This window comes from Janthinobacterium sp. SUN176, assembly GCF_030587335.1.
GTDB classification, from domain to species: domain Bacteria; phylum Pseudomonadota; class Gammaproteobacteria; order Burkholderiales; family Burkholderiaceae_D; genus Janthinobacterium; species Janthinobacterium kumbetense.
In genome coordinates, this window is the sequence record NZ_JAPWIA010000001.1 from 4,184,929 (window position 1) to 4,201,282 (window position 16,354).

At 62.8% G+C, this 16,354-nt stretch carries 19 protein-coding genes; 12 read left to right on the plus strand and 7 right to left on the minus strand.

Annotated elements, in window-relative coordinates; translation table 11 throughout:
- Positions 1-49: 49 nt before the first annotated feature.
- Together O3299_RS18915 and nagZ are read left to right on the plus strand one after the other, a co-directional pair.
- Positions 50-1,660, plus strand: a complete 1,611-nt coding sequence (locus O3299_RS18915; protein ID WP_305062903.1) for an FMN-binding glutamate synthase family protein — start codon at positions 50-52, stop codon at positions 1,658-1,660.
- A gap of 181 nt (positions 1,661-1,841) precedes the next feature.
- Entirely contained in the window at positions 1,842-3,383 is a 1,542-nt protein-coding gene (gene nagZ / locus O3299_RS18920) for a beta-N-acetylhexosaminidase (RefSeq protein ID WP_305062904.1), read from the plus strand.
- 44 nt (positions 3,384-3,427) lie between these two features.
- Here nagZ and O3299_RS18925 read toward each other — a convergent pair whose 3' ends face one another.
- Entirely contained in the window at positions 3,428-4,417 is a 990-nt protein-coding gene (locus tag O3299_RS18925) for an oxidoreductase (protein WP_305062905.1), read from the minus strand.
- 128 nt (positions 4,418-4,545) lie between these two features.
- Here O3299_RS18925 and O3299_RS18930 point away from each other — a divergent pair, with 128 nt between their 5' ends.
- Positions 4,546-5,466, plus strand: a complete 921-nt coding sequence (locus O3299_RS18930; RefSeq protein WP_099666236.1) for an AraC family transcriptional regulator — start codon at positions 4,546-4,548, stop codon at positions 5,464-5,466.
- 35 nt (positions 5,467-5,501) lie between these two features.
- Here the strand turns inward: O3299_RS18930 and O3299_RS18935 are convergent, their stop codons facing one another.
- The 4 genes from O3299_RS18935 to O3299_RS18950 form a co-directional block, all read right to left on the minus strand.
- Positions 5,502-5,663, minus strand: coding sequence for a hypothetical protein (locus O3299_RS18935; RefSeq protein WP_161784184.1), 162 nt, complete (start codon positions 5,661-5,663; stop codon positions 5,502-5,504).
- 64 nt (positions 5,664-5,727) lie between these two features.
- Positions 5,728-6,003, minus strand: coding sequence for a hypothetical protein (locus O3299_RS18940; protein ID WP_099666235.1), 276 nt, complete (start codon positions 6,001-6,003; stop codon positions 5,728-5,730).
- 9 nt (positions 6,004-6,012) lie between these two features.
- On the minus strand, positions 6,013-7,914 hold the full coding sequence (locus tag O3299_RS18945) for a ferrous iron transporter B (protein ID WP_251351323.1): 1,902 nt from the start codon (positions 7,912-7,914) through the stop codon (positions 6,013-6,015).
- Between the two features lie 2 nt (positions 7,915-7,916).
- Positions 7,917-8,201 carry a FeoA family protein gene (locus O3299_RS18950; RefSeq protein ID WP_077408814.1) on the minus strand — a complete coding sequence of 95 codons (285 nt, stop codon included), beginning with the start codon at positions 8,199-8,201 and terminating at the stop codon, positions 7,917-7,919.
- Between the two features lie 412 nt (positions 8,202-8,613).
- Between O3299_RS18950 and O3299_RS18955 the strand changes: the two genes are divergently transcribed.
- The gene (locus O3299_RS18955) at positions 8,614-8,829 is read left to right on the plus strand and encodes a bacterioferritin-associated ferredoxin (RefSeq protein WP_034745611.1); all 216 of its coding nucleotides are present in this window, start codon (positions 8,614-8,616) and stop codon (positions 8,827-8,829) included.
- Positions 8,830-8,846: 17 nt separating this feature from the next.
- The gene (locus tag O3299_RS18960) at positions 8,847-9,548 is read left to right on the plus strand and encodes an energy transducer TonB (protein ID WP_077409313.1); all 702 of its coding nucleotides are present in this window, start codon (positions 8,847-8,849) and stop codon (positions 9,546-9,548) included.
- A gap of 154 nt (positions 9,549-9,702) precedes the next feature.
- On the opposite strand, the gene O3299_RS18965 is transcribed toward O3299_RS18960, so the two are convergent.
- A complete protein-coding gene (locus O3299_RS18965) occupies positions 9,703-10,383 on the minus strand; it encodes a Fe2+-dependent dioxygenase (protein WP_077408815.1) in 681 nt (226 codons plus the stop codon).
- Position 10,384: 1 nt separating this feature from the next.
- On the opposite strand from O3299_RS18965, the gene O3299_RS18970 reads away from it, so the two are divergent.
- Together O3299_RS18970 and bfr are read left to right on the plus strand one after the other, a co-directional pair.
- Complete coding sequence (locus O3299_RS18970; protein ID WP_305054217.1) at positions 10,385-10,600, plus strand: hypothetical protein; 216 nt, start codon at positions 10,385-10,387, stop codon at positions 10,598-10,600.
- A gap of 204 nt (positions 10,601-10,804) precedes the next feature.
- Entirely contained in the window at positions 10,805-11,281 is a 477-nt protein-coding gene (bfr, locus tag O3299_RS18975) for a bacterioferritin (RefSeq protein ID WP_034745609.1), read from the plus strand.
- A 58-nt stretch (positions 11,282-11,339) separates the two neighbouring features.
- Here the strand turns inward: bfr and O3299_RS18980 are convergent, their stop codons facing one another.
- Positions 11,340-11,954 (minus strand): glutathione S-transferase N-terminal domain-containing protein, encoded by a 615-nt coding sequence (locus O3299_RS18980; RefSeq protein ID WP_070290828.1) that lies wholly within the window; start codon positions 11,952-11,954, stop codon positions 11,340-11,342.
- Between the two features lie 277 nt (positions 11,955-12,231).
- Between O3299_RS18980 and purB the strand changes: the two genes are divergently transcribed.
- The 5 genes from purB (at position 12,232) to O3299_RS19005 (ending at position 16,141) form a co-directional block, all read left to right on the plus strand.
- Entirely contained in the window at positions 12,232-13,611 is a 1,380-nt protein-coding gene (gene purB / locus O3299_RS18985) for an adenylosuccinate lyase (RefSeq protein ID WP_128141671.1), read from the plus strand.
- Positions 13,612-13,797: 186 nt separating this feature from the next.
- Complete coding sequence (locus O3299_RS18990) at positions 13,798-14,322, plus strand: cytochrome b (RefSeq protein ID WP_046684510.1); 525 nt, start codon at positions 13,798-13,800, stop codon at positions 14,320-14,322.
- A gap of 103 nt (positions 14,323-14,425) precedes the next feature.
- The gene (locus tag O3299_RS18995) at positions 14,426-14,980 is read left to right on the plus strand and encodes a YceI family protein (RefSeq protein ID WP_034778891.1); all 555 of its coding nucleotides are present in this window, start codon (positions 14,426-14,428) and stop codon (positions 14,978-14,980) included.
- A 142-nt stretch (positions 14,981-15,122) separates the two neighbouring features.
- Complete coding sequence (locus tag O3299_RS19000) at positions 15,123-15,698, plus strand: YceI family protein (RefSeq protein WP_305062906.1); 576 nt, start codon at positions 15,123-15,125, stop codon at positions 15,696-15,698.
- 173 nt (positions 15,699-15,871) lie between these two features.
- Positions 15,872-16,141: a GlsB/YeaQ/YmgE family stress response membrane protein gene (locus tag O3299_RS19005; RefSeq protein WP_071075198.1), complete on the plus strand. Its 270-nt coding sequence runs from the start codon at positions 15,872-15,874 to the stop codon at positions 16,139-16,141.
- Positions 16,142-16,354: the final 213 nt, after the last annotated feature.

Here is a 16,354-nt window from a genome sequence, read left to right on the forward strand (position 1 = left end):
AAATCACCGGTACACTCAGCAATATCAGCCTGACTTCCCCGGAGTGCCCATGCACCTAGTACCATTTCGCTACCTGACCTTCATTGCGACGGCAGCCATCTTTGTCCTGTCCCTGTTTTACTACGATCACTACTGGCTGCCCGTGCTGGCCGGTGCGCTGACCCTGGTCGGCATCAGCGACCTGCTGCAAACGAAGCGCGCCCTGCGCCGCAATTACCCCATCCTCGCGCACTTCCGTTTTTTCTTCGAGAGCATCCGCCCCGAAATCCGCCAGTACTTCCTGGAAAGCGACAGCGAAGCGACACCGTTCTCGCGCAGCCAGCGCAGCATCGTCTACCAGCGCGCCAAGGAGCAGACGGACAAGCGCCCGTTCGGCACCCAGCTCGACGTGTATGAAGCGGGCTATGAATGGATCAACCATTCCATTGCCCCCGCCAAGGTGACGGGCCACGATTTCCGCATCGAGATCGGCAACCATCCGGACTGCCCGCGTGCAAAACCGTATTCGGCCAGCGTCTTCAATATCTCGGCGATGAGCTTTGGCGCCCTGTCGGCCAATGCCATCCTGGCCCTGAACGGCGGCGCGCGCAGCGGCGGCTTCATGCACGACACGGGCGAAGGCAGCATCAGTCCTTATCACCGCGAAAACGGCGGCGACCTGGTGTGGGAAATCGGCTCCGGCTACTTCGGCTGCCGCAACCAGGACGGCACGTTTTCCGAGGAACGCTTCATCGCCAACGCCAGCTCGGAGCAGGTGAAAATGATCGAGCTGAAAATGTCGCAGGGCGCCAAGCCGGGCCACGGCGGCGTGCTGCCGGGGCCGAAAGTGACCATCGAGATCGCCACCACGCGCGGCGTGATGGTGGGCGAGGATTGCGTCTCGCCGGCGGCGCACAGCGCCTTTTCCACGCCGCTGGAAATGCTGCACTTTATCGACCGCCTGCGCACGCTCTCCGGCGGCAAGCCGACGGGCTTCAAGCTGGCCATCGGCCACCCGTGGGAATTCTTCGCCATCGTCAAGGCCATGCTGGAAACGGGCATCACGCCCGACTTCATCGTCGTCGACGGCAGCGAAGGGGGCACGGGCGCCGCGCCCCTGGAATTCACGGACCACGTGGGCACGCCGCTGCAGGAAGCGCTGGTGCTCGTGCATAACACCCTGGTGGGCGCCAACCTGCGCGACAGGATCAAGATCGGCTGCTCGGGCAAGATCATCACGGCCTTCGACATCGCCCGCCTGCTGGCGCTGGGCGCCGACTGGTGCAATTCGGCGCGCGGCTTCATGTTCGCGCTGGGCTGCATCCAGTCGCAAAGCTGCCACACGGACCGCTGCCCCACGGGCGTGGCCACGCAAGACCCGCAGCGCCAGCGCGCGCTGGTGGTGTCGGACAAGATCTCCCGCGTGGCGCACTTCCACCAGAACACCATGAAGGCGCTGGCCGAACTGATCGCCGCCGCCGGCTTGGCGCATCCGCAGGAACTGCGCCCGCACCACCTGGTGCGGCGCATCTCGCCGAACCAGGTGAAACTGGCCTCGGCCCTGCTGCCCTTCCTCGAAGCGGGCCAGCTGCTCGACCCGAGCCAGCTGCCGCAGCTGCCGCCCGTGTTCGGCCTGTACTGGCCGAAGGCGCAATCGGCATCGTTCCAGCGCCTGGATTGAACCCGGCTTTGCGCAAGTTGAGCAATACCACTTAATAACCACTTGCGCAAAAACCCAAATCCAATACAATACCAAAATAAGGTCAAAACCAAGGCAGCTTTCCGGTGAGCGCTCCATTGCGCCGCCGCGGGCCACAATACGGACTTGTCGTCATCAGAATGAATACCGGAGGAGTTGCAGCATGGAGCAGGGTTTGCGCGAGAAAGTAGGACAGCTATTCATGGTGGGCTTCGACGCCCTGCAGGCGGACGAGCATATCAAGACCTTGATACGCGACAAGAAGGTGGGCGGCGTGATCCTGTTCCGCCGCAACGTGCATACGCCCGCGCAAGTGTCCGCCCTGTGCCGCGAACTGCAGGAAATCAACGCGGAAGTGTCCGACATTCCGCTGCTCATCTCCATCGACCAGGAAGGCGGCATGGTGATGCGCATCGAGCAGGGCGTCACGCCGATTCCCGCGGCGATGGCTTTCCAGGCGGCCGGCTCCATCGACGACTGCGAACGCATGAACCAGATCAGCGGCGATGAAATGCGCCAGGTGGGCATCAACCTGCTGCTCGCCCCCGTGCTGGACGTGAACAACAACCGCAACAACCCCGTCATCGGTGTGCGCGCGTATGGCGAGGATGCCGCCACCGTCATCGACTACGGCATGGCGGCCATGCGCGGCCAGCGCGCCAGCGGCATGGCCGTCACCGCCAAGCACTTCCCCGGCCACGGCGACACGGCCACCGACACGCATTACGCCATGGCCCTGGTCCCGCACGACAAGGAACGCCTGCGCGCCGTGGAACTGGCGCCGTTCCGCGCGGCCATTGCCGGCGGCGTGGACGCCATCATGACGGCGCACGTGGTCTTCCCCGCCTTCGAGGCCGACACCAGCGTGCCGGCCACCCTGTCGAAAGGCGTGCTGACGGACCTGCTGCGCGGTGAAATGGGTTACAAGGGCGTCGTCATCACCGACTGCCTGGAAATGGCGGCCATCGCCGACGGCATCGGCATCGCCCAGGGCGCCATCGCCACCTTGCAGGCAGGCGCCGACATCGTCCTCATTTCGCACCGCGAAGCGCAGCAGACTGCCGCCATCGACGCCGTCATCGCCGCCGTGGAGCGCGGCGACATCGCGCTCTCCCGCATCGACGCCGCTTGTGCCCGCGTGGCTGAACTCAAGCGCAACCGCGCCGTACGCGACTGGCGCGCGCGTCCGCTCACCCCGCCGGCGCTGATGCAGCCGGCCGCCATGGCCCTGTCGCAGCTGCTGCAAAAGGCGGCCTTGCGCGTGCAGGGCGACTACCGCCCGCTCAACGCGGGCCTGCCCGTGACCCTGCTGACGGTGGAAGTGCGTTCGCGCAGCGAAATCGACGAAGTGGCGCTGGGCCGCAACAAGGAAGCGCGCAGCTCGATGCTGCCGGCGCTGCTCGAAGCGGGCCTGGACGTGCGCGAGTACGCCTTGTCGGCCGAGGCGCTGGACGACGAAGTCAATGCAGCCATCGCCTTTGCGCAAGGCGCGCAGCAAATCGTGCTGCAAACGTATAACGCCATGTTCGTCGACGGCCAGCGCCGCCTCGTCGACGCCCTGCCGCACGATAAACTGTGGCTGGTGGCGGGCCGTTTGCCCTACGACCTGGACCTGGCGCCGAATGCGCAAGGCCGCCTGGCCGCCTTCGGCTGCCGCCCGGCCGCGCTGGTGCCCGTGGTGGAAAAACTGGCGGGCAAGGCGTAAAGCCACGCCCCCTCCTGCACATGCCGGGCCTTGCTCGGCATTTTTTATGCCGCGTCGCAATCGAAGCGCACGCCCGTCATCTGTTCGCTCAGCATCCATAGCCGGCTTGCCTGCCCGGGATCGATGGCCCAGCGCCGCACGCCCGGCCCCATGCTGTCGTCCTCCACCAAGGGGGCGATATCGCCATCCTCGCAATACACGCCGCCAATGCCCTCAAGCTGCGCGCTGGTGGCGCACCAGACGGTGGTGGCCGCTCCCTGCGCCACATTCTTGAAACCCGACTGCGGCGGCGGATTCACCTGGCCCGCATCGTCAAGCGCACCCACCCTGCGCAAATCATCCTGGTCCAGGTGGCGCACCAGCGGCGTCAGGATGGCGCCCGGATGCAGCGAGTAGGCGCGCACGCCGTGCGCCGCGCCGCGACGGTCCAGCTCCACGGCAAACAGCGCATTGGCGCTTTTCGACTGCGCATACGCGCGCCATTTATCGTACGGCTGGCGCAGGAAATGCGGGTCGTCCAGGTCGACGCCCGCCTGCCGGTGTCCCAGCGACGACACGCACACGACGCGCGCGCCCTGCGCCTGCCGCAAGGCTGGCCACAGGCACGCCGTCAGCTGGAAATGCCCCAGGTGATTCGTCGCGAACTGCGCCTCGTAGCCGCGCGCATCGCGCAGCAAGGGCGTGGCCATGATGCCGGCGCCGTTCACCAGCAGGTGCAGGGGGCGGCCGGTGGCAAGGAAGGCGGCCGCGAATGCGTCAATCGATTGCGGATCGAACAGGTCGAGCACCGCGACCTCCACGCCAGCCATGCCGGCCAGGGCCGCTTGCGCCTGATGCTGGTCGCGCGCCGGCACCAGCACCCTGGCGCCGGCGCCAGCCAGCACGCGCACCGTTTCCAGCCCCAGGCCCGACGCGCCGCCCGTGACGATAGCCTGCACGCCGGACAGGTCGCGGCCAGCCAGCACCTCGCTGGCGGTCGTGGCCGCGCCGAAGCCGGAATGAAGGGGAATTTGCCTGTGATCGCCGTATGTCATGTCTGCCTCTGCATGTGGGTGGCCAGCGCGGGATGGCTGGCGACATGCGTATTTTGCGCGAGCAGTTCTGGACGGTGAATGGCGTAAAATCCGCAATACTATCGCCATCGTCCAGAATTGCCGCCACCATGGATTTGCTCTCCGATGTACTCTCGCTGTTTGATACGCGCAGCTCCTACTTTGCCGGCCTGAAGGCGGGCGGCGAGTGGGCCATCGATTTTCCACCGCCGGACGGCATCAAGTTCAACGCCGTGATCGAAGGCGCTTGCTGGCTGACGGTCGCGGGTATCGACGCTCCCGTGCAGCTGCAGACGGGCGACTGCTTCCTGCTGGCGCCGGGACGCGCGTTCACCCTGGCCAGCACGCCCGGCTTGCCGGCCGCGCCAGCGCTGGAAGTGTACCGGTACACGCAGCAGGGCGTGGCCCGCCACGGCGCGCCGCAGCACGATTTCTTCCTCATCGGCGGGCGCTTCCACTTTGGCGACGAGGCGGCCATCCTGCTCGACTGCCTGCCGCCGCTGCTGCACGTGCGCGGCGATACGGACCAGGCCAGCGTGCTGCACTGGGCCTTGCAACGGCTGGCGCAGGAACTGCAGGCGACGGCGCCCGGCGCGGCGCTGATGACGCGCCACCTTGGCCACATGATGCTGCTGCAAATGCTGCGCCAGTATCTTGAAGCGCAGGCCTCGCACCCGGTGGGCTGGCTGTTCGCGCTGGCCGATCCACGGCTGCGCGCCGCCATCGAGGCCATGCACGCGCAACCGGCGCGGCGCTGGACCTTGTCGCAGCTGGCTGCCGTCGCGGGGCAGTCGCGCTCCGCCTTTGCCTTGCACTTCAAGAAGCGGGTGGGCGTAACGCCGCTCGACTATCTGCTGCGCTGGCGCATGCGCCTGGCCACGCGGCGCCTGAAGGGCGGCAGCGCACCCGTCACCTTGATCGCGCAGGCGCTGGGCTACGATTCCGACAGCGCCTTCAGCCACGCCTTCAAGCGCGTCATGGCTTGCTCGCCGCGCCAGTACCGGCTGCGCCACGCGGATGCGCAGGCGTAAAAAAACCCGCGCTTGCGGGTTTTAATCATACAAGGTCAGCGCGCCGGCACGGGCGGCAAGGCCGCTACCGCCAGCAAGGCAAACGGCCCGAGAAACAGGCCGATGCCGAACCACAGTCCCCCGTGGCGGCCGCGCCGGCTGGCCAGCAGCCAGGTGGCGACCGCAAACAAAAACATGAAGATCAACAGTATCGCCATTGCCACTCCTTGCCATGCGGAAAGCCCAGTGTAGCCCACGGGCGCGCCCGTGGCTACACTGCAATTAGCGCTGCACCTGCATCAGTATCACGCGCTTGCTGCTGCCATCGGCTGGCGGCGCGCTTGACGGCGGCGGCGGGCTGTCGCACGAGCCGCAGGAACCGCAACCGCTGCCGCAGCCCGGCGCCACCTTGAAGAAGGTCGACATCTTCGCCTCATCGAGGCCGCAGCGCACGAGGCCCCGCACGATGGCGCGGCGCACGCCCGCCGGCAGGTACTTGGTCGAAAAATGCAGCAGCGCGGCTGCGACGATCAGGGCGACGATGAGGGTTTGCCACATGGTTTTCTCCTAAGCGCCCAGCATCAGGGCGACGCGGTACGTGATGAACGAGGCGGCATACGCCAGGGCAAACATGTAGCCGGCCATCAGCAGCGGATAGCGCCAGCCGCCCGTCTCGCGCTTGACCACGGAGAGGGTCGACAGGCACTGCGGCGCAAACACATACCAGGCCAGCAAGGACAGCGCGGTCGCCAGCGACCACGAATGGGCGATCAGCGGCTCCAGGGTGGTGGCCAGCGCGTCGCCCGTTTGCGACAGCGCATACACGGTACCCAGGGCGCCGACGGCCACTTCGCGCGCCGCCATGCCCGGCACCAGCGCGATGCAGATCTGCCAGTTGAAGCCGATGGGCGCGAAGATCACTTCCAGGCCGCGGCCCAGGATGCCGGCCAGGCTGTAGTAGATCGGCGGATGGATGGCGTTATCCGGCGCGCCGGGGAAGGTGCTGAGGAACCACAGGATGATCATCAGGCTCAGGATGATGGTACCGACGCGCGTCAGGAAGATCTTCGCGCGCTCCCACAGGCTGACGGCCAGGTTGCGCAGGTGCGGCCAGTGATAGGCGGGCAATTCCAGCATCAGCGGCTGGTTGCCGCGCACGCCCATGCCGCGCTTCATGACCCAGGCCACGGCCATGGCCGAGATGATGCCGGCGAAGTACAGCACGAACAGCACCAGGCCTTGCAGGCTCAGATAGCCCCATACCTGGCGTTCCGGGATGAAGGCGGCGATGATCAGCGCATACACGGGCAGGCGCGCCGAACACGTCATCAGCGGCGCGATCATGATGGTGACCAGACGGTCGCGCGGATTCTGGATGGTACGCGCCGCCATCACGCCGGGAATGGCGCAGGCAAAGCTCGACAGCAGCGGGATGAAGGCGCGGCCGGACAAGCCCACGCCGCCCATCAGGCGATCCAGCAGGAAGGCGGCGCGCGGCAGGTAGCCGCAGTCTTCCAGGCTCAGGATGAAGAAGAACAGGATCAGGATCTGCGGCAGGAACACCAGCACGCTGCCGACGCCGCCGATGATGCCTTCCACCAGCAAGCTTTTCAGGTGACCATCTGGCATGTTCGCCGTCAGTACGGCGCCCAGGTGGCCCACGCCATCGGTGATCATTTCCATCGGCGTGGCGGCCCAGGCAAACACGGCCTGGAAGATCAGGAACATCAGCACGGCCAGGATGATGGGACCGAACACGGGGTGCAGCACCACGTCGTCGATCTTTTCCGTCAGGTTGCCCTTGTCGCTCGTGTCATTGCTGACGGCGGACAGAATGCGGCGCACTTCGCGCTGGGTTTCTTCGACGGTGACGGCATCGATAGCCGCCAGCGGTTTCGCTTCCACGGCCGGCAGCGGCAGCATGGCGTCGATGGCGTTCAGCAAGGCTTTTTCGCCATCGTGCTGCACCGCCACGGTTTCCACCACGGGCATGCCCAGTTCCTGCGACAGTTTCACCGTGTCGATCAGCATGCCGCGCTTGCGCGCCACGTCGGTCATGTTCAGCGCCAGCAACATGGGCAGGCCCAGGCGCTTGACTTCCAGCACCAGGCGCAGATTCAGGCGCAGGTTGGTGGCGTCGACGACGCAGATGATGGCGTCCGGACGCGGGTCGCCGCGGCGCAAGCCGCCCACCACGTCGCGCGTGATGGCTTCATCGGGCGTGGTGGCCGACAGGCTGTAGGCGCCCGGCAGATCGAGCAGGCGCACGGGCTTGCCGGCTGGCGAGGTGAAATGGCCTTCCTTGCGCTCGATGGTCACGCCGGCGTAGTTCGCCACTTTCTGGCGCGCGCCCGTCAAACGGTTGAACAGGGCGGTCTTGCCGCAGTTCGGATTGCCCAGCAAGGCAATTTGTGGCTGATGCGGCGGCTTGTGCACGCCTGCATCCACGATAGTTTCGACAGCACCCATGGTCATTCCGGTTGAAGCAGCGGTTGAATCGTAATCAGCGCCGCTTCGAAGCGGCGCAGTGCGAACGTGGCATTGCCGACCTTGATGGCCAGCGGATCGCCGCCGGGAATGCCGCGCTTGAGCATGCGGATTCGTTCGCCGGGAACGAACCCCAGCTCCATCAGGCGGCGGGCCAGGTCGACGCCGTCCTCCGTCTGTCCTGCCGTGTGGGGCGTGATATGCAACACCGTGCCGCTCTGGCCGACTGCCAGCGCATCGAGCGTCATCATGGGTGGAACTAGAGTCATGAGCAAATTCCGTTCAAATTAAGAACACCTGATACCGGCGACGGCGCAAGGCGCCTTGCACCGGTTCCAGGTTTGTGAGGTAAAACGCAACTGTTGCGCATTACCGACAAGCGGCCATTCAATCTGTCCAGACGGCGACCGTCCGAGACAATACCAGCATTATAAACATGAATGCGAATAGTTTTTATTTAGCCCGGAGAGCCGCCCCCATCAAGGGCTGCGTCATTCGGAAACATGGCCTGTGAAGCTGCGGCGCCAGGCCGCCAATTGCCGCACACTTGATCAAAATCACTTGCATTGTCCCCCGCTTTGCGCGACAATGAAACGTAATGATAATGATTCTCATTAAAACACTAGCAACAATGCTTTCCAGCACTAGTGTCTGTTCATCCTCTAGCCAGAAGGTGTATCAATGATTGTATGTGTCTGCAACAACATATCTGATCGTGAAATCCGTCAAGCCGTCGATCTTGGCCTGTCCAGCATGGCCGAACTGCGCCGCGACCTGGGCGTGGCCACCTGCTGCGGCAAATGCCACACCTGCGCGCGGGAAGTGCTGAACGATCACCTGAACGCCACCGTGGCGCTGCAAGAAACCGTATTGATGCGAGCTGTACTGACAAACTAAAGAAAGCGATGAACGCCATGACGATGATGCCCCCGCCCGTAACGGTGCAGGCCGTGCAGCAATTTGCCGACTTCGACAAGAAGCGCAACAAATTCGCGCCGCTGATGGCCATCGTCGTCCTGCACATCGCCGGCTTTTACGCCATCCAGAGCGGCCTGCTGAGCCGTGTGGTCACGGCGGCCATGCCGACCATCACCACCATCAGCATCATCGCCCCGCCGGCGCCGCCCAAGCCGCCGGCGCCGTCTGTACCGAAAACCGTGGAATTGAGCGCCCCCGTGCCGCGCGCCGTGATCCCGCCGCTGCCGCTGATCGCCGTGGCGCCGAGCGAACCGACGATCACGCCGCCGCAGCCGACGCGCGCCGAAGCGGCACCGGTTGCCACCGCCGCACCGACAGCGCCATCGACACCGTCGCCGACGCCTCCGGCGCCGTCGACGCCGCGCACCGTCAGCAGCGTCGAATACATCAAGGCGCCGCAACTGATCTACCCGAATCTGTCGCGCCGCCTGGGCGAAAGCGGCACCGTGGTGTTGCGCATCCTGATCAATGAAAAGGGCTTGCCCGAGCAAATCCTGATCCATAAATCGACCGGCTACGGCAACCTCGACGAAGCGGGCCGCCAGGCCGCCCAGCGCGCGCTGTTCAAGCCGATGATCGAAAACGGCAAGCCTGTTCCCGTGTACGTGTTAGTACCGCTGACCTTCCAACTGAGCTAGCCTTCCGGCGGCCCTTGCGCCGCTGCCAGCCCGCAAGCACCGCACCCTGTGCCCTGCTTGCTTTTTTGCGCCCTGTTTTCTGTACCAGTCAAGCAACTGCTTGTTTCAGTCTGCCAGCCTACATCCCCGGGCCAGGCAGACTTTTTTTTGCGCGCTACATCTCCGCCCACATCCTGAGCAGGTTGTGATAATGCCCCGTCAAGCCCACCGTCGCCGGCGAATCGCCGTGTTCTCCGCGCACGCTCTGGATGTTTTGATCGAGCTCAAACAGCATGCTGCGCTTCCAATCCTCGCGCACCATGCTTTGCGTCCACAGGAAGGAGCAGATGCGCTCGCCGCTGGTGACGGGCAGCACCTGATGCACGCTGCTCGACGGATACACGATCACGTCGCCGGCCGGCAATTTCACTTCATGCGTGCCATACGCGTCGACCACCACCAGCTCGCCGCCTTCATACTCGTCCGGCTCGCTCAAAAACACGGTCGACGAGACGTCGGCGCGCATCGATTGCATGCCGTTTTTCGGCGTGCGGATGGCGCCGTCGATATGCAGGCCATAGTGCTCGCCGCCCGCATAGCTGTTGAAGAACGGCGGCAGGATGCGCAGCGGCAGCACGGCGGAAAAGAACAGGGGATTGGCCATCAGCGCGCGGCTGACGATCTCGCCCAGTTCCAGCGCCAGCGGCGAACCTTCCGCCAGCTGGCGGTTGCGCTTGACTTGCGCGCCTTGCGCCCCGACGCTGGCGCGCCCGTCGACCCAGTCCGTCTGCGCCAGGCGCTGGCGAAACTGCGTGACCTGTTCCGGCGTCAGCACGCCGGGTATATGCAGCATCATCTTGCTATCCTTTTTCAGTAAATATCGCTGCCTGATTATCGCATCGCCGGCAGCGGCCAAGAAGACACAAAAGCAAGAACGGAGCAACATTTCCCGCCTTTTCAGCGCGGCCATGCAGGCGCGCCAGCAGCAGCAAAAAAGCGCCAGGAACGCGAATGAGAATGGCCATCATTTTCCTTGGCAAATAAAAAACGGAAAAATGTGGCAATCCATTTGAGAATGGGTTTTATTCGCACGATATTTACGTTAAAAAGACGGAAAAATGCCGTTTACCGCCCGAAATCGCCCATATTTTGCGCTATCATGCGGGCATAGCGAAACCGGCAACCTGCGCGCCACCAGGCAGCCAGCGCCACCCGGCAGTGAACGCCAGCAGCCTCCGGTTTCATCATCGAACGCGACACAGAACAAAGGAAATCCCATGAAGGGCGATAAAGAAGTCATCCGCATGCTCAACGCACAGCTCACCAATGAACTGTCGGCCATCAACCAGTACTTCCTGCATGCGCGCATGTACAAGCACTGGGGCCTGGAAAAGCTGGGCAAGAAGGAATACGAAGAATCGATCGGCGAAATGAAACACGCCGACAAGCTGATCGACCGCATCCTGATGCTCGACGGCCTGCCGAACCTGCAAGCGCTGCACAAGCTGCTGATCGGCGAGAACACGCCGGAAATGCTGGAATGCGACTTGAAGCTGGAACGCGCCGCGCACGCCACCGTCAAGGAAGGCATCGCCATCAGCGAAAAAGCGGGCGACTACGTCTCGCGCGACCTGTTCCTGATGATCCTGGAAGACACGGAAGAACATATCGACTGGCTGGAAACGCAGATCGACCTGATCGCCAAAGTCGGCATCCAGAACTACCTGCAAAGCCAGATGGCGATTGAAGAGTAATTTTTCTTCGAGGCAGATAAAAAAACCGGCAATCGCCGGTTTTTTTTACGTCCGCGCCTTATTGCGGCACGGTGTCCTTGAACGACTGCCGCTCGGACAGTTTGTCGAACAGGCGCGCCAGCGCGGGGTGATCGGCGCGCCAGTCGATTTCCGGGAAGCGGAAGCTGAGCCAGCCCAGGGTGCAGCCCACGGCCACGTCGGCCAGCGTGTAGTTCTTGCCGGCGCAATACGCGCTCTCGCCCAGGCGCGCTTCCAGCGCCGCCAGGCCCAGGGTGACTTTGTCCAGCTGGCGCGCGATCCAGGCCGCGCTTTGCTGCTCGGGCGGGCGCTGCGTGCGCTCCAGGCGCACCAGCACGCCCGCGTCGAGAATGCCGTCGGCCAGCGCTTCCCAGTTCTTGATATCGGCCCGCTCGCGGCCGTTGCCGCCCGCCGGCAGCAGCTTGCACACGGGTGTGAGCGTGTCGAGGTATTCGACGATGACTTTCGAATCGATCAAGGTGCTGCCATCCTCCATCACCAGGCAGGGCACCTTGCCCAAGGGATTGGCCTGGGCGATGCGGGTTTCCGGCACCCACACGTTTTCCAGCTCGAAGACATAGTCGAGCTTTTTTTCCGCCAGCACGATGCGGGCTTTGCGGACATACGGGCTGGCGAGGGAACCGATCAGTTTCATAGGTACTTTAAGGTAAGGGAGCAGCAAGCAGTATAGCATCGGCGGCAGCGCTGTTTGGCAGCACGCGCCCGGCGGCCCGGCGGATGTGGCAGGCACGCCGCATCGGCGCCGGATTCGGTCCAAAAGCGGCGTGCCGGCGGCCAACGGACGGCTGGCCAGCGGCCAGCGGTGGTAAAATCGCCCTTTACTGTGGCGCCGTCAGTGTTGCTGTATTGCAATAGCCCTGCCCTCCCCGCGCGCCACACGCCAACCGTTTCTTTAACTTGCGTCCGCTCTCATGACTTCTACTACTCCGTATTCCACGCTGTCGGCCCTGTCTCCGCTCGATGGCCGCTACGCCAGCAAGACCGATCTGCTGCGCCCGATCCTGTCCGAAGCCGGTTTCATGCACCACCGCGTGAAAGTGGAAATCTCCTGGCTGCAAGCGCTGTCGCAAGCCGGTTTCGCCGAAATCAAGCCTTTTTCGGCCGAAGCGAGCGCCCTGCTCGACAAGATGGCAGCCGACTTCTCGGAAGCCGACGCGGCCCGCATCAAGGCCATCGAAGCGGTCACCAACCATGACGTCAAGGCCGTCGAGTACTGGCTGAAGGAACAAGTGGCAGACGTGCCGGAACTGGTGGCGGCGTCGGAATTCATCCATTTCGCCTGCACCTCGGAAGACATCAACAACACTTCGCACGGCATGATGCTGAAAGCGGCCCGCGATGGCGTGATGCTGCCGGCATTGAACGGCCTGGTGGCCAAGCTGACGCAAATCGCGCACGACAATGCGGACGTGCCGATGCTGTCGCGCACGCACGGCCAGACGGCCAGCCCGACCACTCTGGGCAAGGAATTTGCCAACGTCGTGGCCCGCCTGCAGCGCGCCGTAAAACGCATCGAGCAAGTGGAAATCCTCGGCAAGATGAATGGCGCCGTCGGCAACTACAACGCCCACCTGTCCGCCTACCCCGGCTTCGACTGGCCGGCTTTCTCCAAGGCCGTCATCGAACAGCGCCTGGGCCTGGTGTTCAATCCGTACACCATCCAGATCGAGCCGCATGACTACATGGCCGAACTGTTCGACGCCTTCGCGCGCGCCAACACGATCTTGCTGGACCTGAACCGCGACATCTGGACGTACGTGTCGCTGGGCTACTTCAAGCAAAAACTGAAAGCGGGCGAAATCGGTTCCTCGACCATGCCGCACAAGGTCAACCCGATCGACTTCGAAAACTCGGAAGGCAACCTGGGCCTGGCCAACGCCGTGCTGAAACACCTGTCGGAAAAACTGCCCGTCTCGCGCATGCAGCGCGACCTGACCGATTCGACCGTGCTGCGCAATATCGGCGTGGGCCTCGGTTACACCCTGCTGGCCTATGACAGCTGCCTGCGCGGCCTGAACAAGCTGGAAGTGAACCATGCGCGTCTGGCGCAAGACCTGGACGCGACGTGGGAAGTGCTGGCCGAGCCCGTGCAAACCGTGATGCGCCGCTATGGCATCGAAAACCCGTACGAGCAGCTGAAAGAGCTGACGCGCGGCAAGGGCATCTCGAAAGAAGCGCTGCAAACCTTCGTCAATGGCCTGGCCATTCCGCAGGATGCCAAGGACGTACTCCTGACCATGACGCCGGCTAACTACATCGGTATCGCGGCGCAATTGGCCAAAGCCATCTAAGCAGTTTCCACATGGGGATCCTCACGATCCCACTCCCGCGGGGCGGCCAGCACACAAATGCTGCCCGCCCCGCGGTTTTTCCGGCAATCTTTCTTGTAGAATCTGCAGCACGCAGCGCAATTTGCTTTTCTTTGGTATATTAGGCCGAATTAGTCCTAACACGTACTACTTTCAAGAAAGCCGTCGATGCAACGCTACACCACCACCGCCATCATCCTGCACTGGCTGACCGCCCTGCTGATCATCAGCGCCTTCGTCATGGGCCTGGTCATGGTCGATATTCCCGGCCTGACGCCCACCAAACTCAAATATTTCTCGTGGCATAAGTGGCTGGGCGTGACCGTGCTGGCCATCGCCGCCATCCGCCTGTTGTGGCGCAAGGCCAACGTGCCGCCGCCGCACCCTGCCAGCATGGTGGCCTGGCAAAAGAAGGCGGCCGACGCCATGCACGTGCTGCTGTATATCCTGATCTTCGCCGTGCCCGTCTCCGGCTACCTGTACACGCTGGCTGCCGGCGTTCCCGTGGTCTACCTGGGCCTGTTCCAGCTGCCCGTCATCATGGCGCCGAACCCGGAACTTAAGCCGCTTTTAAAAGAGATTCATTATGTTCTGAACATGACGATGGCCGCCGCCGTGGCCGCCCATGTGCTGGCGGCGCTGAAGCACCAGTTCATCGACCGCGATGGCGTACTGAAACGCATGCTGCCATAAGAACGTCGAACCAAACCTGCTGCGCGTCGCGATTTGCGGTTTTGTCCGGCGTTCCAAGCCCTTCTTAATCTGCTTTGCTCACTGAAACTCCAGGAAAAATAAGATGAAAACCACCCAACGCATCGTCCTCGCTTCCCTGCTGGGCCTGTCCGTGGCCGCCACCGCCGCCACCCTGCTGAAAGTCGATCCCGCCAAGACCAGCGTGTCGGCCGTGTTCAAGCAAATGAACGTGCCCGTGGAAGCGAAGTTCAAGAAATTCAATATCGCCATCGATTACAACCCGGCCACGCCGGACGCGTCGAAAGCATCGGTGGAAATCGAGACGGCCAGCATCGATATCGGCGACCCGGAATACAACAAGGAAGTGGCCAAGAAAGAATGGTTTAACGCGGCCCAGTTCCCGAAAGCCACCTTCGTCTCGAGCAGCATCAAGGCCGCTGGCGCGGGCAAGCTGACGGTCAGCGGCAAGCTAAGCATCAAAGGCAAGACCACCGACGTGACCTTCCCCCTGACGGTGAAAGCCGACGGCGGTAAATATGCGTTCGACGGCGCCCTGCCGATCAAGCGCCTGACCTACAACATCGGCGAAGGCGAGTGGAAAGACACGAGCATGGTTGCCGACGAGGTCACCATCAAGTTCCACGTCGCTGCGCAGTAACACCTGAGAAAACGTCCATGGCTGCGTTACTCTTGCCTCGTCGTACTATTCGTACTGCCTTCGGCAAGGCGCCTTGCCCTGAACGTTTTTCAACCGCTACTGATTCAAATCACACCACCAACCGATTCTTTTTAGGATATTGATGAAACTTAAGCACTTGATGATCGCCGTGCTGGCAGCTGCCGGCGCGGGTTCGGCCATGGCCGCTACCGACACCTACAACCTCGACCCGACGCACACTTTCCCCAGTTTTGAAGCCGATCACATGGGCATGTCGGTATGGCGCGGCAAGTTCAACAAGACCAAGGGCACCGTGACCCTGGACCGTGCGGCCAAGAAAGGCAGCCTGGACCTCGTCATCGATGCCGATTCGATCGACTTCGGCCTGGACGCCATGAACACGCACGCGAAGAAAGCGGACATGTTCAACGTCGAGAAATTCCCTGAAATCACCTACAAGAGCAAGTCGCTCAAGTTCAACGGCGAGCAACTGGTGGAAGTCGATGGCGAACTGACCCTGCTGGGCGTGACCAAGCCCGTCAAGTTGAACGTGAGCAAGTTCAAGTGCATCATGCATCCGCGTTACAAGCGCGAAGTGTGCGGTGCCGATGCCACGGCGGAATTCAAGCGCAGCGATTTTGGCCTGAACTACGGCATGCCGGCGTTCTCGCCGGAAGTCAAGCTGGCCATCCAGGTGGAAGCGATCAAGGCCGACTAAACACGACCTTGCCGTATGACAAGCCCGCCTCGCTGCCCCCAGCCAGGCGGGCTTTTGCATGCGCCATGCGAATCCGCTGGACTTTTCTATCGTGCGGCATCAGTATCAATTTGCCATGACGTGCAGGCCGCACCGCTCTGGCGCAACCATTCATCCATCGCGCGGAGGATTACATGAATTTCATTATCTGGATCGTTATTGGCGGTGTCATCGGCTGGCTGGCCAGCATGGTCATGAAAACGGATGCGCAACAGGGCATCTTCCTCAATATCGTCGTCGGCATCGTCGGTGCCTTCCTGGGCGGCTGGCTGCTGGCCCCCCTGTTCGGCACGGGCACCATCAATAGCGACAATTTCAGCCTGTCTTCACTGCTCGTTTCGTTCCTGGGCGCCGTGATCCTGCTGGGCATCGTGAATCTTTTGCGCCGCGGCAAAATACGCTAAGCAGACACAGGGCAACGCATCAGCAAGTGGCCGGGCCGCGCAAGCCCCGGTCATTTTTTATTGCCGCCAGGACAATTGTATGGACAATACCACAGCCGCGGCACGAGAAAATGCCCGCTGACAGCCGGCTCCTGCCCCTGCAACGCCGAAAATAATGCCATTTTTACAATCGACGATAAACATGCCCTCGGGAAAATGTGATTGACTAGTGCG

Excerpts from the sequence above, each read along its gene's own strand:
- O3299_RS18915 (WP_305062903.1), top strand. The coding sequence starts at position 50 with ATGCACCTAGTACCATTTCGCTACCTGACCTTCATTGCGACGGCAGCC.
- nagZ (WP_305062904.1), top strand. The coding sequence starts at position 1,842 with ATGGAGCAGGGTTTGCGCGAGAAAGTAGGACAGCTATTCATGGTGGGC.
- O3299_RS18925 (WP_305062905.1), bottom strand. The coding sequence starts at position 4,417 with ATGACATACGGCGATCACAGGCAAATTCCCCTTCATTCCGGCTTCGGC.
- O3299_RS18930 (WP_099666236.1), top strand. The coding sequence starts at position 4,546 with ATGGATTTGCTCTCCGATGTACTCTCGCTGTTTGATACGCGCAGCTCC.
- O3299_RS18935 (WP_161784184.1), bottom strand. The coding sequence starts at position 5,663 with ATGGCGATACTGTTGATCTTCATGTTTTTGTTTGCGGTCGCCACCTGG.
- O3299_RS18940 (WP_099666235.1), bottom strand. The coding sequence starts at position 6,003 with ATGTGGCAAACCCTCATCGTCGCCCTGATCGTCGCAGCCGCGCTGCTG.
- O3299_RS18945 (WP_251351323.1), bottom strand. The coding sequence starts at position 7,914 with ATGGGTGCTGTCGAAACTATCGTGGATGCAGGCGTGCACAAGCCGCCG.
- O3299_RS18950 (WP_077408814.1), bottom strand. The coding sequence starts at position 8,201 with ATGACTCTAGTTCCACCCATGATGACGCTCGATGCGCTGGCAGTCGGC.
- O3299_RS18955 (WP_034745611.1), top strand. The coding sequence starts at position 8,614 with ATGATTGTATGTGTCTGCAACAACATATCTGATCGTGAAATCCGTCAA.
- O3299_RS18960 (WP_077409313.1), top strand. The coding sequence starts at position 8,847 with ATGACGATGATGCCCCCGCCCGTAACGGTGCAGGCCGTGCAGCAATTT.
- O3299_RS18965 (WP_077408815.1), bottom strand. The coding sequence starts at position 10,383 with ATGATGCTGCATATACCCGGCGTGCTGACGCCGGAACAGGTCACGCAG.
- bfr (WP_034745609.1), top strand. The coding sequence starts at position 10,805 with ATGAAGGGCGATAAAGAAGTCATCCGCATGCTCAACGCACAGCTCACC.
- O3299_RS18980 (WP_070290828.1), bottom strand. The coding sequence starts at position 11,954 with ATGAAACTGATCGGTTCCCTCGCCAGCCCGTATGTCCGCAAAGCCCGC.
- purB (WP_128141671.1), top strand. The coding sequence starts at position 12,232 with ATGACTTCTACTACTCCGTATTCCACGCTGTCGGCCCTGTCTCCGCTC.
- O3299_RS18990 (WP_046684510.1), top strand. The coding sequence starts at position 13,798 with ATGCAACGCTACACCACCACCGCCATCATCCTGCACTGGCTGACCGCC.
- O3299_RS18995 (WP_034778891.1), top strand. The coding sequence starts at position 14,426 with ATGAAAACCACCCAACGCATCGTCCTCGCTTCCCTGCTGGGCCTGTCC.
- O3299_RS19000 (WP_305062906.1), top strand. The coding sequence starts at position 15,123 with ATGAAACTTAAGCACTTGATGATCGCCGTGCTGGCAGCTGCCGGCGCG.
- O3299_RS19005 (WP_071075198.1), top strand. The coding sequence starts at position 15,872 with ATGAATTTCATTATCTGGATCGTTATTGGCGGTGTCATCGGCTGGCTG.